Source organism: Microcella alkaliphila, assembly GCF_002355395.1.
GTDB classification, from domain to species: Bacteria; Actinomycetota; Actinomycetes; order Actinomycetales; family Microbacteriaceae; genus Microcella; species Microcella alkaliphila_A.
Genome location: NZ_AP017315.1, coordinates 869,749 through 885,498 on the forward strand (window position 1 = coordinate 869,749; position 15,750 = coordinate 885,498).

Below are 15,750 nucleotides of genomic sequence, written 5' to 3' on the forward strand. Positions count from 1 at the left end.
TCTCGTTCCTCGTCCAACGCGACCGAGCAGAAGGCGGAGGTGGCGCAGCGGACGTACGTGCTCGACACCTCGGTTCTGCTGAGCGACCCGAAGGCGATGTTCCGCTTTGCGGAACATGCCGTCGTGTTGCCGGTCGTCGTCATCGGCGAGCTGGAGGCTAAACGCCACGACCCCGAGATTGGGTACTTCGCCCGTCAGGCGCTGCGCAACCTCGATGAGCTGCGCATCACGCACGAGCGTCTCGACTTCCCCGTCGCCGTCGGCGACGAGGGCGGCAGCCTGCGCGTCGAGCTGAATCACTCCAACCAGTCAGTGCTGCCGAGCGGCTTGCAGCTCGGCGACAACGATTCGCGCATCCTCGCCGTAGCGATGAACCTCGCCGCAGAAGGGATGCACGTGACGGTCGTCTCGAAAGACCTCCCGATGCGTGTCAAAGCGTCATCGATCGGCCTCGCGGCCGAGGAGTACCGGCACGAGCTCGCCGTCGACTCCGGCTACACCGGAATGGCCGACGTCACCCTGTCGGCCGAGCAGATGGCCGACCTCTACGACCGCGAGGTGGTGCGCTCGAACACGGTGCGCGAGCTGCCCGTCAACACCTCGCTCGTGATCCACTCCGACCGCGGCTCGGCGCTCGGCCGGGTCGTCGGCGACGACGAGATCCAGCTCGTCCGCGGCGACCGCGACGTCTTCGGCCTGCACGGCCGCTCGGCCGAGCAGCGGCTCGCGATCGACCTGCTGATGGACCCCCAGGTGGGCATCGTATCGCTCGGCGGTCGAGCGGGTACCGGCAAGTCGGCGCTCGCGATGTGCGCGGGCCTCGAGGCGGTGCTCGAGCGTAACCAGCAGCGCAAGATCATGGTCTTCCGCCCGCTCTACGCGGTCGGCGGGCAAGAACTCGGCTACCTGCCGGGCGATGCGAGCGAGAAGATGAACCCGTGGGCGCAGGCCACGTTCGACACCCTGTCGAGCGTCGTGTCACAGAACGTGCTCGACGAGGTCGTCGACCGCGGCCTGCTCGAGGTGCTGCCGCTGACGCACATTCGCGGACGCTCGCTGCACGACGCCTTCGTCATCGTCGACGAGGCGCAGTCCCTTGAGCGCAACGTTCTCTTGACCGTGCTGTCCCGCATCGGCCAGAACTCCAAGGTGGTGCTCACCCACGACGTCGCGCAGCGCGACAACCTCCGTGTGGGCCGCCACGACGGCGTCGCGAGCGTCATCGAAACGCTGAAGGGGCACGCGCTGTTCGGCCACATCACGCTCACCCGCAGCGAGCGCAGCGCCATCGCCGCGCTCGTCACCGACCTGCTGGAGGGCAACGAGCTCGCGTAGAGGCGCCGAGTCTGGGTGCCGCATCCCGATCCTGCTGAGGGCTCATCACGAGCGGTAGGGTGAGGGCGCGGGCCGGGGTGCGGACCGCGTGCGCTTCGGAACCGGTGGTGCGGATCGGAGAGCTGCTCGGCATCCCGGCCCGTTTTTCGTGACCGCAGGGCCACGTTATTCGCGTCCGTCGCCGCGGTGATTAGTTCGAGACCGAGTCGAGCAGCTCGCCCACCGTGTGCGCGCTCTCGAGAGGGTGCCGCAGCGGCCGGTCGCGCAGGATGCGGTACGTGTTCCGCCGTCCGTCGCGGAATTTTTCGAGGTAGCCGGCATCGACCAGCTCGCCGAGGATGCGCACGACCGCCCGCTCGGTGATGCCGACCTGCTCGGCGATGTCGCGCACGCGCAGGGATTCGTCGTCGGAGAGGCACACGAGCACGTGTGCGTGATTGGTGAGAAACGTCCACTCCGACACCCCTCCACTGTAGGCGCGGGATGCACGCATCGTGGCGATTCTTTACGCGTCAGTCTTTACATGTAACAGATTGCCTGTATTGTGTGACGCGATAGGAGGTTCACGCATGGTTCCCGATCTCAGCCTTACTGAGCTGGTGCGGCTTGATGCCGTCACACTGCTGCTGCTCGCGCTCGTTCTCCTCGTCGCCCTCGCGGTGCTGCCCTACGCGCACCGCAGCCTGCGCGGAGACCGCCACGGCACATCCGTCACGGCGGCCCTCGCGCTCGTCTTCGTCGCGTCCGCCGCGCTCGTCGTGCTCGCCCCGCTGCCCGCCCAGGCGATCGCGTGGAGCACGGCGACCCTCGGCGTGATTGCCGCGCTCGGTCTCGGCGGGGGAGCGTCGGCTACCCGGCGCCCCGCTACTTGGCTGATCGCCTCCGACGTGCTCGTCTGGGCCGCCGTCATCGTGGGGCCCGGCACCGCCGCCGCCATCCTTCTGGTGGGAGCGGCCATCATCCGCGCCGCCGGGGTTCCCGCCCACGGCTGGCTGCTCGATGCTCTACGCGCGCCGACGCCCGTGAGTGCAGCACTGCACGGCGGTGTCGTGAACGGCGGCGCGATCCTGCTGATCCTGCAACTGCCGGCCATGAACGCCGGCGCCGCGCCGCTCATCGTCGCGGCCGCCTTCGGGGCGCTCGCCATCGTCGTCGGTGGTGCCGGCCTTGCCGCCCGCCCCGACATCAAGGGCAAGCTCGTGCTGTCGACGGTGGCGCAGCTCGGCTTCACGCTGCTCTGCATCGGGCTGGGCTTAACGGTCGCGGCGCTGCTGCACCTCGTCGCACACGGCTGGTACAAGTCGTCCCGCTTCCTGTCCTCCGGTGACGGCGTCGACCGGCGTGCCCGCGAGCGCCGCGCTCCTGCCGCCCACCGTCGAGTCCTGCCGCGCGCGGGCGCCCCGCTCGGCGCAACCGTCGCCGCGGTCGCTGTCGTCGCCGGCGTGCTGGTCGCCTACCCCGGCGCGGTATCGCTCGGCGGCGCGGTCATCACCCTCATGATCGGTCTCGCCTTCGCCACCGCGGCTGGCCGGCTCGTCGCCCACGCGGTCACGACCGGTGAGGCGCTCACGCGACTCGCCGCCTCTGCCGCCCTGTCGTTCGCCGCCGCTCTCGCCCTCGGCTCACTCACCCGGATGCTCGGCCCCGCCCTCGGCGCACCCCTCGCCACCCCGGCGGCATCCGTCGCGCTCGCCCTCGCCGCCGCCCTTGCGGTTCTTCTGCTGGCCGTCCTCCGACGGACGGCAGCGGGGGCGTCTTTCGAGCGCGCCGCTCTCGCGGCGGCGCTCGCCCTGGGTGCGGCACCGAGGACGCGACTCGCTCAGAGCCGCACGCGTGCCACAACGACAGCACCCTCCATATCGTCCGCAACCCAGCCCACCACCCACCGCCAGGAGGTCGCCGCGTGACCACGTCCACTCCCGCACCCCGTGACGGCGCCGTGCTCAGCGCTCCGGCCGCCGTGACGGGCCCCAGCGCCGCCGACCTGCAGCGCGTGCGCGCCTTCGCCGACGTCGCCCTCGACGTGATCGGCGACTACTACGGCCTCGACGCCGCAGTCGCCGTCAACCCGCTGCTGCCCCGGCTCGCCGCCGGCTTCGGGGTCGCGGCGACGGAGGGGGCGGCCGCGGTCGGTGCCGCCGGCTCAATCGGCGAGGCAGGCTTTCGACAGCTGCTCCGCTCCGGACGGATCCGCCGCGCCGATCTGGCGGCGGCTCTGCGCAGGCGGGGCACATCCTCCGATGCGGGGGCGGGTGCGGACAGCGACGACGCGATCGTGGAAGCGTTCCTTGCCGCTGCCCCGAGCATCCCGGTCGCGCCCGATGTCGACCGGCTGACGGCCCGCGTCGACGACCGCCTCAGTCGTTTCGCGCGCAGCTGGTTCGCCGATGGTGAGGCGGCGTGGTCGGTGCGGGGCGGTGCCGGCTTCTACGGCGACTGGCGGGCGCTCGCCCTCGTCGACCCGACGCTGCGTCCCCGCGCCCGGCGCTTGCTGCGGGAGCTGCCGGAGCGCGCCGATGGCGTTATCGCCCGCCACCTCGCCGGCCGACGCCTCGACTACACGGACGCACTCGAGCTGCTCGGCCGGCACCTCGCCCGCACGTCCGGGTGGACGTCGGCGCTGCGCCGCCGCTCGAGCGTCGAGCGCGACATCGACGCGGTCGAGTTCCTCGCCGTGCGCCTCGCACTGACGACGATCCTCGGGGCGCCCGACCCGGCCGCCCCCGCCGCGCCCGAGTTGACGGCCGAGCGCCTGCTCGTCTGGCAGGAGGCCGCCGAAGCCGCCACGCACGACGCCCTGTTGCGCGCCGTGCGCCTTCCCGCGCGGCGCGGCGTGGCCGGTGCCGGCGACGAGATCCGCACCCCCGAGGCCGCTCACATCGTCTGCTGCATCGACGTGCGCAGCGAGGGCCTCCGCCGCCACATCGAGGCGGTCGGCCCCTACGGGACGAGCGGATTCGCCGGCTTCTTCGGCGTGGCCGCCCGCGTCACCCCGCTGGGAGCGGGCGCCGGACTCGACTCGTGCCCGGTGCTGCTGTCGCCGCGGCACGCGATCGACGAGCGCCCTCGCCCGGGCGCGGCACCGCGCGCGCGAACGGCCCTGGACCGCTTCCGCTCGGGCCTCGCCTGGCGCGGTTCGCTGCGGGCCCCCGAGCGTTCCGTCGGCTCGGCGCTCGGCTGGGCGGAACTCAGCGGCTGGATGCTCGGCCCGCTCGCCGCGCTCCGCTCGGTCGCGCCCGGCGCGCTCGGCGAGGCCACGCGCCCCGACGAGTTGCGCTCGGCGCCTCCGACGCTGTTCGACCTCGACTCGGCGATGTCGGTCGATGAGCAGGTTCTGACGGCTGAGAACATCCTCACCACGATGGGCATGACCCGCGACTTCGCACCCGTCGTGCTACTCCTCGGGCACGGGGCGACGACCACGAACTCGCCGTTCCGCACTGCGCTCGACTGTGGCGCGTGCGGCGGGCACCGCGGCGCGAGCAACGCCCGCATCGCGGCGGCCCTGCTCAACGCGCCCACTGTGCGTGAGGGGCTCGCTGCCCGCGGCATCACGATCGACGACACGACGATCTTCCTCGGCGGCGAGCACGACACGGTCACCGACCGCGTCACCGTTCACGACACGCACGCCCTCAGCGGGCGGCACCAGCTCACCGTCAGCGCGCTGCGCGCCGACCTCGCCGTGGCGGGAAAGCGACTGCGCCGCGAGCGACTCGCCGATCTGCCGGGCGGGCGCCGGGCGGGTGCCGAGGCCGAGGTTGAGCGGCGCGCCGCAGACTGGGCCCAGGTCTTCCCCGAGTGGGGTCTCGCCCGCAACGCCGCGATCATCATCGGTCCGCGTGACCTCACCCGCGGAGTCGATCTCGGTCGTCGCACGTTCCTGCACAGCTACGACCCGGAGACCGACTCCGAGGGCGTCGCGCTCACCACGATCCTGACCGCCCCGCTCGTCGTTGCCCACTGGATCAACGCCCAGTACTACTTCTCGACCGTCGACCCCGAGGTCTTCGGCGCGGGCAGCAAGACCGTACACAATCTCGTTGGCGGCCTCGGCGTGCTCACTGGCCCCGACGGCGACCTGCGCATCGGACTTCCCCAGCAGTCCGTGATGACCCGGGAGGGCCACCACCACGAGCCGGTGCGCCTCCTCGCCATCGTGGATGCGCCGCTCGCACGCATTGACCGCATCATCGAGCGCCACGACATCGTTCGCGACCTGGTTGTCGGCGAGTGGGTGCGCCTTGTCGCCCCCGCGACAGACGGCCACGGCTGGGTCGAGCGCCGCGCCGATGGCTGGCATCCACGCATCCCGACCGACAACACTGATCAGACGACCGACACGAAGGAGGCGGCATGACCGTCGAAGGACTCTCTCCCATGACCAAGGTCGAGGTGGTGGTGCGCTCGACCGACGCCGACGCCGTCTCGCGCCAGATCGTCAGCGCGGGCGCAACCGGCTACACGAGCCTGCCCGGTGTGACCGGACTCGGGCACCACGGAGCCCACGACGGGCGTGCTCTCTTCAACGACCAGGATGCTCTCACGCTGACGATCACGGTCGTTCCCGACGACCGCGCCCCCGCTCTGATCGCGGGCCTGCGCGAACTGCTCGAGCGGCGGCCCGGCGTGATGTTCGTCTCGACCGTGTCGGTGAGCCGCCCCCACTACTTCCAGTAGGGGCGGCTAGGCCGCAGGCTAGAGGCCGGGCGAGGTCATCGAGAGCACGTCGAGCAGCTCGTCGAGCTGCTGCTCGGTGATCTCGCCGCGCTCGACGAAGCCGAGGTCGATGACGGCCTCGCGCACGGTGAGCCCCGTGGCGACCGAGTGCTTGGCGACCTTCGCCGCGGCCTCGTAGCCGATGACGCGGTTCAACGGAGTCACGATCGAGGGCGACGACTCGGCGAGCGCACGCGCGCGGTCGAGGTTCGCCTCCAGCCCCCGCACGGTCTTGTCTGCGAGCACACGGGTCGAGTTCGCGAGTAGTCGGATCGACTCGAGCAGCGAGGTTCCCATGACGGGGATGGCCACGTTCAGCTCGAACGAGCCCGATGCGCCGGCCCAGGCGATGGTCGCATCGTTGCCGACGACCTTCGCGCACACCATGAGCACGGCCTCGGGTACGACGGGGTTGACCTTGCCCGGCATGATCGACGAGCCCGGCTGCAGGTCGGGAATGTGCAGCTCGGCAAGGCCGGTGTTGGGACCAGAGCCCATCCAGCGCAGGTCGTTGCAGATCTTTGTCAGCGAGACGGCGATGACGCGCAGAGCGCCGCTCGCCTCGACGAGCCCGTCACGGGCGCCCTGGGCCTCGAAGTGGTCCTCGGCCTCGGTGATCGGCAGGCCGGTCGTCGAGGCGAGTTCGGCGATGACCTTCTGCGAGAAGCCGAGCGGCGTGTTGATGCCCGTGCCGGTTGCCGTGCCGCCGAGGGGTACTTCGGCGACGCGTTCGATCGTCGCCTGCACGCGGGCGATGCCGAGTCGCACCTGGCGGGCGTATCCGGCGAACTCCTGGCCGAGGGTGACCGGTGTGGCGTCCATGAGGTGTGTGCGGCCGGCTTTGACCGCGGTCTTCCACAGTTCGGCCTTTTCCTCGAGCGCCTCGGCGAGGTACTCGAGCGCCGGAATCAGATCGGCGAGGAGCGCCTCGGTGACGGCGAGGTGCACCGAGGTGGGGAACACGTCGTTCGACGACTGCGAGGCGTTCACGTGGTCGTTCGGGTGCACCGCGGTGCCGGCGTGCTGCGTGGCGAGCGTGGCGAGCACCTCGTTCATGTTCATGTTCGACGACGTGCCCGAGCCCGTCTGGTACGTGTCGACGGGGAAGTGCTCGAGGTGCGCGCCCCCGATGATCTCGTCGGCGGCGGCGACGATGCCGCGCGCGAGGGTCTCATCGAGGATTCCGAGTTCGGCGTTCACGAGGGCCGCGGCGCGCTTGATCTGCGCGAGCGCCTTGATCTGCCCGGCCTCCAGGCGCGTGCCGGAGATGGGGAAGTTCTCGACGGCGCGCTGCGTCTGCGCGCGGTACAGCGCGCTCGTCGGCACGCGAACCTCGCCCATCGTGTCGTGCTCGATGCGGTACTCGGTCTCGGTGTTCTCGCTCATCGCGATGGTTCCGTTTCTGTAGAGAGGGAGGGGAGGTGGTGGTAGGTCTGGATGCTCGTCACACGGCACCGACGACGGCGTCGGCATTCACGCGGCCGTCATGCAGCTGGTAGTTGGCGCCGACGATCGCCAGACGCCCGGCGGCGACGGCTTCGCTGATGAGCTCGCTCGCGCTGAGGAGCGCCCCGACCGTGTCGCGCAGGTGCTGGCGGCCCACCTCGAACGCGTCGATGGTGTCGACGCCGGGCGAGCCCGCAGCGATGCGCACCCGCTGGACGGCCGGCATGATCTGCGTGACGAGTGAGCGGATGTGCGCGGGCAGGGTCGGAGCGTTCGGCCCGGCCTGATCGAGTGCGGCGCGGACGGCGCCGCACTCGTCGTGGGCCAGCACGACGATGAGCGGCACCTCGAGCACCGCCACGGCGTATTCGAGCGAACCGACGACGCTGTCGCTGACGATCTGGCCGGCGTTGCGCACGACAAACAGATCACCGAGGCCCTTGTCGAAGATGATCTCGGCGGCAAGGCGACTGTCGCTGCATCCGAACAGCGCGGCGTCGGGCCGCTGGTAGCCGCTCAACTCGGTGCGACGTTCGGCGTCCTGGTGGGGGTGGCGGGGTTCGCCAGCGACGAAGCGGGCGTTGCCCTCTTCCATCTCACGCCACACTGCGGCGGGGGTGCGCTCGGCGGTCGTCATGATCCTCCTCGTCGTGTCGCGACGCGACAGTCAGGGGGCGGTCAGCTCGCCGGCGATCGAGGTGGCGAGCAGAGTGAAGTCGGCTTCCTCTGCCGTGCCAAACAGCACGATTGTGCTGCTCTCGGTCTCGGTCACCAGTGCGTACTGGCGGTTCTCGAGCTGGCTATTCCCTCGTCGATCGTAGAGCGTCCACGTGACGCCGCCGATCTCGACCTCGTCTCCGGTGGTGCGTGGCTGACGCAACTGCTCAGCGAGCCAGGTGGGGTTGGCGTCGAAGCCCTGCAGAAGCGCGACGAAGCCGGCGCGGGTGGGCTCGGGGTCGGTGATGAATCCGACGTACCACTCGGTCACGCCGCCGGAGGCGGTGAGACCCGCGCGGTTGACCCACCAGCTGGGGGGAACAACGGGGGCGACGATGTCGAAATCGGTTCCCGCGACCAGTTCGTCCGCGGTGGCGCGGTAGTCGATCGGCGGGGGCGTGGGGGCCTCGCGGACGACCACGACGATGAGGAAGAGCACGACGAGAAGCGATGCGGCGACCGAGAGAATCAGGTTGATCGTGGTCTGGTTGGCCCGCCGTTTCGCTCGGTTCGCGGCGACGCGGGCCGCTTTCTCTTCGGCAGTCTCGGGGCGACCGAGCTCCGCGACGATGGGGCGTCCGGTTGCCGGGTCGGTCATGATGGATCGGCGGCGGCGCGCGCGGCGTCGAGCCGCTCTTTCGCGCCGATCAGCCAGGTTTCGCAGCGTCGGGCGAGGGCCTCGCCGCGCTCCCACAGGGCGATGGACTGCTCGAGTGTGGCGCCGCCCTGCTCGAGTTCGGAGACCACGCGAACGAGCTCGTCGCGAGCCTCCTCGTAGCTGAGGGTCTCGATGTCGGCCGGGGTCGCGCTCACGCTTGTCATGCTATTCGTCGCCTTCTGTGTCGGGGCCGGGAATGCGGGCGTCGGCGGCGATCGCGCCGTCGGCGAGGGTCACGCGCAGCCGTGCGCCGTCGACGACGTCGGAGGCGGCGCGTAGCACCGCACCGTCGGCCGTCTGAACGATGGCGTACCCGCGGTCGAGGGTCGACTGCGGCGAGAGCGAGCGCAGGCGAGCGCGCCGTTCGGCCAATTCGTCGCCAGCGCGCTCGATGCGGCGCTCGGTGAGCTCGGCGCCGCGGGCGACCAGCCGGGTGAGCTCGTCGGCGCGCGCATCGATGATCCATTCGGCGCCTGCGAGCACCGGGCGCGATCGCAGCTGGGCTAGGCGCTCGACCTCGGTGCGCACCTGCAGGGTGATGCGGGAGCGCAGACGCGTGCGGGCCTGGTCGACGCGCGAGAGCTCGTCGCCGACATCGGGAACGACGCGCTTCGCGGCGTCGGTCGGCGTGGATGCACGCAGGTCGGCGACATCGTCGAGGAGGGGGCGGTCGTTTTCGTGGCCGATTGCACTCACGACGGGCGTGGAGCAGGCGGCGACGGCGCGCACGACCCGCTCATCGCTGAACGGAAGCAGATTCTGAAAGTCGCCGCCTCCGCGCGCCACGATGATGACGTCGACGTCGGGGTCGGCATCGAGCGCCTCGATGGCGGCGACGAGTTCGCCGACCGCGCGGTCACCCTGCACGGCCGAGTGCTGCACGCGGAACGCGACCGATGGCCAGCGCAGGGCCGCGTTGCGCAGCACATCCTTTTCAGCATCGCTGTCTTTGCCCGTGACGAGCCCGATCAGACTCGGCAGGAAGGGGAGCGGATTCTTGCGCGCCGCGTCGAAAAGCCCCTCGGCGCGCAGGCTCTGCCGCAGCCGCTCAAGGCGTTCGAGCAGGTCGCCGAGGCCCACCCGTCGCACGTCGAAGACCTGCATCGTCAGGCTGCCGCCCTTGACCCACCAGTTGGCCTTGACGTGCATCACCACGCGGTCGCCCTGGCTGACGCCCTCGGGGATGCGTGAGCGCACTGACGACCAGATCACGAACGAGACGGTCGCGTCGGCGCTGAGGTCTTTGAGCTTGCCGTAGACGTTGCCGCCCGAGACGCCCCACTGGGTGATCTCGCCCTCGACCCAGACGGCGCCGAGCCGGTCGATCCACCCCTTGAGCTTCTGGGACAGCTCGGCGACGGGCCACGGCGCGTCGGCACTGGTCGGCGCGGGCGTCACCGGAGCGGCGTCGGTCATGGATCTCCGGTTTCCTCGACGGGGTGGCATCGCACTTGCGGCCAGGGTGGGCGCTCGCCAGGGTAGTAGATGGCCCCGACACCGCCGGTGTTCGCGTGAGCCGATGGGGGACGAATGCCGACCGGAACACCGATCACGATTGAGAACCTGACGAAGCGCTACGGCGCCGTCGCCGCCGTCGATGGCGTTTCCTTCACCGCCCAACCCGGCCGGGTCACGGGGTTCCTCGGCCCGAACGGCGCGGGAAAGACCACAACGTTGCGCGTGCTACTGGGGCTTGCGCGTGCCACATCCGGCACGGCCACATTCGGCGGCACCGCCTACGCGGCGCTCGATGATCCCGCGAGCCAGGTCGGAGCATCCCTGTCGTCGGATGTTTTTCATCCCGGGCGAAGCGGCCGCGACCACCTGCGCGTTCTGCAGCTAGCCGCCGGCCTCGAACGCGACCGCATCGACGCGGTGCTGCAGCGCGTCGGCATGACCGATGCCGCCGACCGCCGGGTGGGCGGCTACTCCCTCGGCATGCGCCAGCGCCTCGGCCTCGCCGCCGCCCTGCTCGGCGACCCGGGAACGCTCGTGCTCGATGAGCCCATCAACGGCCTCGACCCTGCCGGCATCACGTGGATTCGCGTATTCCTGCGCGAGCTCGCCGCAGAGGGGCGCACGATCCTGCTGTCGTCGCACGTGTTGAGCGAGGTGTCGCAGACGGTGGATGACGTTGTTGTGATCGCGCGCGGACGCATCGTCATGGCGGGGGCACTCGCCGACCTCTCGGCCGGTGCCGTCGCCCGCGTGCGTGTGGACGCTGCCGACCGCAGCGCCCTCGCCTCGGCGATCGCCGCGGCCGGCGGCGTCGTCGAGACGCCCACCGCAGGCCCCCTGGTCGTCACCGGCCTCGACGCCGACGGGGTCGGCCGCGCCGCGTTGGCGGCCGCCATTCCCCTCACGCTGCTCACCCCGCTCTCCGACGACCTCGAATCGGTCTTCCTGCGCCTCACGGCGGAACACCCCGATCCGGATGCTCGACCCGCCTCGAACGCGGAGGTCGCGGCATGAGCGCCCTCACGCGCGCCGTCGCCGCGGAACTGGTTCGCGTCTTCTCGCTGCGCACCTGGTGGGTGCTCGCCGTGGTGCTCGTGCTCTACGTCGGGGTCACCGCGGGCGGCTTCGCCTTCTTCGTGACCGCCGAGACGGAGGGCGGCCCCGGTCCGCTTCCCGCCGAGGTGGCCACGCAGCTGGTCTACAGCTCGACCACGAGCGTCGCCCTCGTCATTCCCCTGCTGTTCGGGGCGCTCGCCGCGACGAGCGAGTACCGCTGGCGCACTCTCACCCCCACGTTCCTGGCCCAGCCGCGTCGCCCGGTCGTCCTGTTCGGGCGCCTTGTCGTGGCACTGCTCGTCGGCGCACTCTATGGCGTGATCGGCGCGCTCACGTCGGTTGCCGTAGGTGCCGCCGTGCTCGCGGCAAACGGCGTCGACACCCTGCTCGGCGATCCCGACGTGCTCGGCTTGCTTGCTCGCACCGTGCTTGCCTGCGCCCTGTGGTCGCTTCTCGGACTGGGCTTGGGGGCCCTCTTGACCAGCCAGATCGCGGCCATCGTCATTGTGCTCGTCTTCACGCAGTTCGTGGAGCCGATCCTGCGCATCGTCGCCGGCGCCTGGGAGTGGTCGGCAGAGCTCGCCCGCTATCTCCCGGGTGCGGCCACCGACTCGCTCGTCGGTGCCGGCATCATCGCCTCCATCGGCCAGCTTGATCCCACCGTGCCGGGCGTGATCGAGCCGCTCACCCGACTCGAGGGGGGCCTTGTGTTGACCGCCCTGAGCGTGCTGCTCGTCGCGGTCGCGGCCGTGACCACCCTCCGCCGCGACGTTGAGTAGGGCCGCGCGCACGCGCATCCCCTATCAGGGGCGAATTCAGGGCCGACCCGTAGACTCGACCCGATGTCCACGATCACGAACGGCACCCTCGGCCAGACGCTGACCGCGCCCGTCATTCCTGAGCGTCGCGAGCGGCTCACCCCGGTCGACGTCGACCGCCCCAAGCGCGTGCTGCTGGCCGCGCCGCGCGGCTACTGCGCCGGCGTCGACCGCGCCGTCATCGCCGTTGAGAAAGCACTCGAGCAGTACGGTGCGCCGGTCTACGTGCGCAAGCAGATCGTGCATAACGTGCACGTCGTCAGCGAACTCGAGAAGGCCGGCGCGATCTTCGTCGACGAGGTCGACGAGGTGCCCGAGGGCTCGCACATCGTATTTTCGGCCCACGGTGTGAGCCCCGCTGTCGTGAAGGGCGCGGCAGACCGCGAGCTGCAGGCCATCGACGCCACCTGCCCGCTCGTGACAAAAGTGCACCGGGAGGCCGTGCGGTTCTCGAAGCAGGACTACTGGATCCTCCTGATCGGTCACGAGGGCCACGAAGAGGTCGAAGGCACGATGGGGCACGCCCCCGAGCGCACCATTCTCGTGAACGACCCCGACGAGGCCGACCGCATCGAGGTGCCCGAGACCGAGAACCTCATCTGGTTGTCGCAGACCACGCTCTCGGTCGACGAGACGATGGAGACCGTGCGTCGCCTGCGCGACCGGTTCCCGCACCTGAAGGACCCGCCCAGCGACGACATCTGCTACGCGACGCAGAACCGTCAGGTGGCGATCAAGAAGGTCGCTCCTGACGCCGATCTCGTCATCATTGTCGGCTCGTCCAACAGCTCGAACAGCGTGCGTCTCGTCGAGGTCGCGCTGGAATACGGGGCGAAGGCGGCGTACCGCATCGACTACGCCAGCGAGATTCGACAGGAGTGGTTCGAGGGCGTCGCGAGCGTCGGGGTGAGCTCGGGTGCGAGCGTTCCCGAGGTGCTTGTCGAGCAGGTGCTCGCCGACCTGCGTGATGCAGGGTTTGAGAACGTCGAGATTGTGAAGACCGCAGAGGAAGATCTGATGTTCTCGCTGCCGAAGGAACTCCGAACGAACGCCACGGGAGAGCGCGACGAGCGCGCCCTTGGCGGTCGCACCCGGAGCTGAGGCGATAGGGCGCCGGGCAGTGCCGTCCGATCAGGTGCCCTCCGCGCCGCCGAGCGAGACGTTCGCGTCCTTGCCCGCGCCCCGGGGGGTGACGGCGGCGGGCCTCGTTCGAGGGCTCAGCGCCGCCATGCGGTGGATCGGGCCCGTGTCGGTACTGCTGGTGCTTGCCGTGATCGGCGAGACGGCTGTCGTGCTCGAGCACGGCCCCGCGTCCGTGCCGCTCGTGCTGACACTGCTTCCCGTCCTCGTCACGTCGCTGGCACTCGCCGTCCGCCCGAGCGTCGTCACGATGGTGACGCACCTCGGCGTGGGGCTCACCATCGGCACGGCGTATGCAGCGCTGGCCACCTCCTTCGCCGCACCACTCGGGGATCGCTCGGGCTTCCTGGTCGAGGGCGCTGCCGTCGCGCTGATCTTTGTCGGGGCGCTCGGCACCCGTGGCGTGGGTGGCATCGGCTGGATCCTCGCGGGGCTGGGCGTGGGAACGGTCGCCATCGCGCTCGGCGCCGTCATCGCGGGGGAGACGCCCCGGTTCTCGCCCGACCGCATCATCGATGCGTTCATCATGATGTTCGCCTTCGCCGTTGTGGACATCGGGTGGCGGCGCAGCGGTGGCCGCCTGCCCGCTTTTCGCGATCTCGCCCGCGAGACGCGTCGAGCCGACGAGCGCCGACGCCGTGAACGTTCGGCCGCCGCTGTCGTGCACGACACCGTCCTGTCCGATCTCGCCGCCATCGCACACGGCGACGGCACCCTCGATGAGGGGATGCGCGCGCGCATCCGTACGGATCTCACGCGCTTGGAGGGGGCGAGCACCAGCGACACCGGTACCGTTTCGATTCTGCCCCGGGAGGGCACTTTCGGTCGCGCCCTGCTGGGCCTCGTCGAGGATTACCGTTGGCGAGGAGGCCGCATCGACCTGGTGGGAACGGATCTGCTGACCGACGACGCCCTCGCGCCCGTCGTTGCGGAGGCGTTGCACTCGGCCGTCGCGGCGACGCTCGACAATGTGCGCCGCCACGCGTCGGCCACCCACGTCGAGCTGACGCTCGGGGGAGACGATGACCGCCTCACAGTGCTCATCGTCGATGACGGCCTCGGCTTCGACGTCGACGCGGTCGCCATCGACCGTCTGGGTCTCCGCGAGTCGATCATCGGACGCATGGAGCGCGCCGGAGGGTCCGCCAGGATCTGGTCGTCGGAAGCCGGTACGACGGTGCTGCTGTCGGGCCCCCGCGCAACCGCGGAGGCCGAACGATGACCCTCTGGTGGCGGCGCTCGGCGAACGAGGTCGACACGCTCAGCTGGCTGACCGCTTCGCTCGTGACCGCCTGGGTCCCTGTGCTGATCGTGGTTCTCGGTGCTGGCGCGGTGCTGGTCGGCGGGCAAGGCGCCGATGCGCCTAGCTTCCAGTGGGCGGCCGTGGCACTGGCCGCCCTGGCGACCGGTGCGATCCATCTTGCGGCGCGCCCCACCCGTCGACGTTTCGGAACGGCGACGGCGATCGTCGTCGCCGTATTGGCGAGTTCGGCGGTTCTCGTCAGCGGATGGGGCATCGCGCGAGGGGGCCAGGGAGGCGCCGGCGAGCTCGTGCCCGAGTTGTGGTGGGCTCCAGTCGCGGTTGCGCTCGTCGTCATGTCGCTCAGCCCGTTCGTTCCCGGTCGCGTCTTCCTGCCCGCCGGAGCGATGGTTGCCGGTGCCAGCGTGCTGGGTGCTGCATTCGCGACAGAGCCGCTCGCGGCCGTCTCTCCCGGAGCGGAGGTGGTGATCGCCGCGTCCTCACCGCTGTTCGCGCTCATCGGCGGCACCTTCCTCACGCGCGCGCTCATCGATGAAGTGCAGGGCTGGCGCTCGGGCATCGTCGACACCATCGCGGCGCCGCCCGCGCGCGAGAAGGCCGTGTCGATCGTGGACCGCACCACGCACGGGGTGCTCAGCACGGACGCAATGCCCTTTCTGCGGGCCATCGCCGATGGCGCGCCGGTGGACGCCGCCACGCGCGCGCGGGCGGCCGAACTTGCGACCGAGCTGCGCACCGCGCTCATCGACCGTGAGGGCAGCGGCTGGCTCGGGGCCGTCGTTGCCACCCGGGCGGTGCACGTCACCGACCCGCACCGCCTTGCTGATCGCGTCTCCCTCGACCAGCGCGCGGCGATCCTCGCGCTCATCGACGGGGTGTTCTCCGACCAGACCGCCGGCGTGTATGCCGCGCGGCTGGAACTGGCTCCGGGTGGGGAGGGGAACGTCGCTGTGGCGCTCACGCTCGATCTTGAGTTGCCGGAGGGGCGCCGCACCGCGGTGTTGGCCCCGTACTACCTGAGCGCTAAATCGGTCGTGCGCGACATCTCGTGGACCAACGGACGCTCGCTCGTCGTCCGCTTCGGCGTCGACGGCGAGCGGTAGCCCCGCGGGCGCACGCGAGCGCTAGCCTGAGCGCGAGGG

At 70.6% G+C, this 15,750-nt stretch carries 15 protein-coding genes; 9 read left to right on the forward strand and 6 right to left on the reverse strand.

Translation table 11 applies throughout. The annotated features are described in order from the left end of the window. The first annotated feature begins 39 nt into the window (after positions 1 to 39). Positions 40 to 1,335: a PhoH family protein gene (locus tag CPY97_RS04210; protein ID WP_231924125.1), complete on the forward strand. Its 1,296-nt coding sequence runs from the start codon at positions 40 to 42 to the stop codon at positions 1,333 to 1,335. A 190-nt stretch (positions 1,336 to 1,525) separates the two neighbouring features. Here the strand turns inward: CPY97_RS04210 and CPY97_RS04215 are convergent, their stop codons facing one another. Next, positions 1,526 to 1,828, reverse strand: a complete 303-nt coding sequence (locus CPY97_RS04215) for a helix-turn-helix transcriptional regulator (protein WP_096420924.1) — start codon at positions 1,826 to 1,828, stop codon at positions 1,526 to 1,528. A 76-nt stretch (positions 1,829 to 1,904) separates the two neighbouring features. On the opposite strand from CPY97_RS04215, the gene CPY97_RS04220 reads away from it, so the two are divergent. Genes CPY97_RS04220 through CPY97_RS04230 form a run of 3 tightly spaced genes read left to right on the forward strand, consistent with a single transcriptional unit; the run spans position 1,905 to position 6,015 of the window. Then, on the forward strand, positions 1,905 to 3,242 hold the full coding sequence (locus CPY97_RS04220; RefSeq protein ID WP_096420925.1) for a proton-conducting transporter membrane subunit: 1,338 nt from the start codon (positions 1,905 to 1,907) through the stop codon (positions 3,240 to 3,242). Then, positions 3,239 to 5,695: a putative inorganic carbon transporter subunit DabA gene (locus tag CPY97_RS04225; RefSeq protein ID WP_161494067.1), complete on the forward strand. Its 2,457-nt coding sequence runs from the start codon at positions 3,239 to 3,241 to the stop codon at positions 5,693 to 5,695. The genes CPY97_RS04220 and CPY97_RS04225 overlap by 4 nt, the downstream gene beginning before the upstream one ends. Next, on the forward strand, positions 5,692 to 6,015 hold the full coding sequence (locus CPY97_RS04230; RefSeq protein ID WP_096420927.1) for a P-II family nitrogen regulator: 324 nt from the start codon (positions 5,692 to 5,694) through the stop codon (positions 6,013 to 6,015). Before CPY97_RS04225 ends, CPY97_RS04230 begins: the two co-directional genes overlap by 4 nt. 18 nt (positions 6,016 to 6,033) lie before the next feature. Here CPY97_RS04230 and CPY97_RS04235 read toward each other — a convergent pair whose 3' ends face one another. Genes CPY97_RS04235 through xseA form a run of 5 tightly spaced genes read right to left on the reverse strand, consistent with a single transcriptional unit; the run spans position 6,034 to position 10,291 of the window. Further along, positions 6,034 to 7,440, reverse strand: coding sequence for a class II fumarate hydratase (locus tag CPY97_RS04235; protein WP_096420928.1), 1,407 nt, complete (start codon positions 7,438 to 7,440; stop codon positions 6,034 to 6,036). A gap of 58 nt (positions 7,441 to 7,498) precedes the next feature. Then, positions 7,499 to 8,137, reverse strand: a complete 639-nt coding sequence (locus tag CPY97_RS04240; protein ID WP_096420929.1) for a carbonic anhydrase — start codon at positions 8,135 to 8,137, stop codon at positions 7,499 to 7,501. Between the two features lie 30 nt (positions 8,138 to 8,167). Then, positions 8,168 to 8,815, reverse strand: a complete 648-nt coding sequence (locus CPY97_RS04245; protein ID WP_096420930.1) for a DUF4245 family protein — start codon at positions 8,813 to 8,815, stop codon at positions 8,168 to 8,170. Then, positions 8,812 to 9,039: an exodeoxyribonuclease VII small subunit gene (locus CPY97_RS04250; protein ID WP_096420931.1), complete on the reverse strand. Its 228-nt coding sequence runs from the start codon at positions 9,037 to 9,039 to the stop codon at positions 8,812 to 8,814. The genes CPY97_RS04245 and CPY97_RS04250 overlap by 4 nt, the downstream gene beginning before the upstream one ends. Before the next feature lies 1 nt (position 9,040). Continuing rightward, complete coding sequence (xseA, locus tag CPY97_RS04255; protein WP_096420932.1) at positions 9,041 to 10,291, reverse strand: exodeoxyribonuclease VII large subunit; 1,251 nt, start codon at positions 10,289 to 10,291, stop codon at positions 9,041 to 9,043. Positions 10,292 to 10,405: 114 nt separating this feature from the next. Between xseA and CPY97_RS04260 the strand changes: the two genes are divergently transcribed. The 5 genes from CPY97_RS04260 (at position 10,406) to CPY97_RS04280 (ending at position 15,711) form a co-directional block, all read left to right on the forward strand. Next, positions 10,406 to 11,347, forward strand: a complete 942-nt coding sequence (locus CPY97_RS04260) for an ATP-binding cassette domain-containing protein (protein ID WP_096420933.1) — start codon at positions 10,406 to 10,408, stop codon at positions 11,345 to 11,347. Then, positions 11,344 to 12,168 (forward strand): ABC transporter permease, encoded by an 825-nt coding sequence (locus tag CPY97_RS04265; protein WP_096420934.1) that lies wholly within the window; start codon positions 11,344 to 11,346, stop codon positions 12,166 to 12,168. The genes CPY97_RS04260 and CPY97_RS04265 overlap by 4 nt, the downstream gene beginning before the upstream one ends. Positions 12,169 to 12,231: 63 nt before the next feature. Further along, a complete protein-coding gene (locus CPY97_RS04270) occupies positions 12,232 to 13,308 on the forward strand; it encodes a 4-hydroxy-3-methylbut-2-enyl diphosphate reductase (protein ID WP_096420935.1) in 1,077 nt (358 codons plus the stop codon). Positions 13,309 to 13,327: 19 nt separating this feature from the next. Continuing rightward, on the forward strand, positions 13,328 to 14,569 hold the full coding sequence (locus CPY97_RS04275) for a sensor histidine kinase (RefSeq protein ID WP_150129188.1): 1,242 nt from the start codon (positions 13,328 to 13,330) through the stop codon (positions 14,567 to 14,569). Beyond that, entirely contained in the window at positions 14,566 to 15,711 is a 1,146-nt protein-coding gene (locus CPY97_RS04280) for a hypothetical protein (RefSeq protein ID WP_096420937.1), read from the forward strand. Before CPY97_RS04275 ends, CPY97_RS04280 begins: the two co-directional genes overlap by 4 nt. The last annotated feature ends 39 nt before the right edge of the window (positions 15,712 to 15,750 follow it).

Excerpts from the sequence above, each read along its gene's own strand:
- xseA (WP_096420932.1), bottom strand. The coding sequence starts at position 10,291 with ATGACCGACGCCGCTCCGGTGACGCCCGCGCCGACCAGTGCCGACGCG.
- CPY97_RS04230 (WP_096420927.1), top strand. The coding sequence starts at position 5,692 with ATGACCGTCGAAGGACTCTCTCCCATGACCAAGGTCGAGGTGGTGGTG.
- CPY97_RS04215 (WP_096420924.1), bottom strand. The coding sequence starts at position 1,828 with ATGCGTGCATCCCGCGCCTACAGTGGAGGGGTGTCGGAGTGGACGTTT.
- CPY97_RS04240 (WP_096420929.1), bottom strand. The coding sequence starts at position 8,137 with ATGACGACCGCCGAGCGCACCCCCGCCGCAGTGTGGCGTGAGATGGAA.
- CPY97_RS04235 (WP_096420928.1), bottom strand. The coding sequence starts at position 7,440 with ATGAGCGAGAACACCGAGACCGAGTACCGCATCGAGCACGACACGATG.
- CPY97_RS04260 (WP_096420933.1), top strand. The coding sequence starts at position 10,406 with ATGCCGACCGGAACACCGATCACGATTGAGAACCTGACGAAGCGCTAC.
- CPY97_RS04250 (WP_096420931.1), bottom strand. The coding sequence starts at position 9,039 with ATGACAAGCGTGAGCGCGACCCCGGCCGACATCGAGACCCTCAGCTAC.
- CPY97_RS04265 (WP_096420934.1), top strand. The coding sequence starts at position 11,344 with ATGAGCGCCCTCACGCGCGCCGTCGCCGCGGAACTGGTTCGCGTCTTC.
- CPY97_RS04245 (WP_096420930.1), bottom strand. The coding sequence starts at position 8,815 with ATGACCGACCCGGCAACCGGACGCCCCATCGTCGCGGAGCTCGGTCGC.
- CPY97_RS04280 (WP_096420937.1), top strand. The coding sequence starts at position 14,566 with ATGACCCTCTGGTGGCGGCGCTCGGCGAACGAGGTCGACACGCTCAGC.
- CPY97_RS04270 (WP_096420935.1), top strand. The coding sequence starts at position 12,232 with ATGTCCACGATCACGAACGGCACCCTCGGCCAGACGCTGACCGCGCCC.
- CPY97_RS04220 (WP_096420925.1), top strand. The coding sequence starts at position 1,905 with ATGGTTCCCGATCTCAGCCTTACTGAGCTGGTGCGGCTTGATGCCGTC.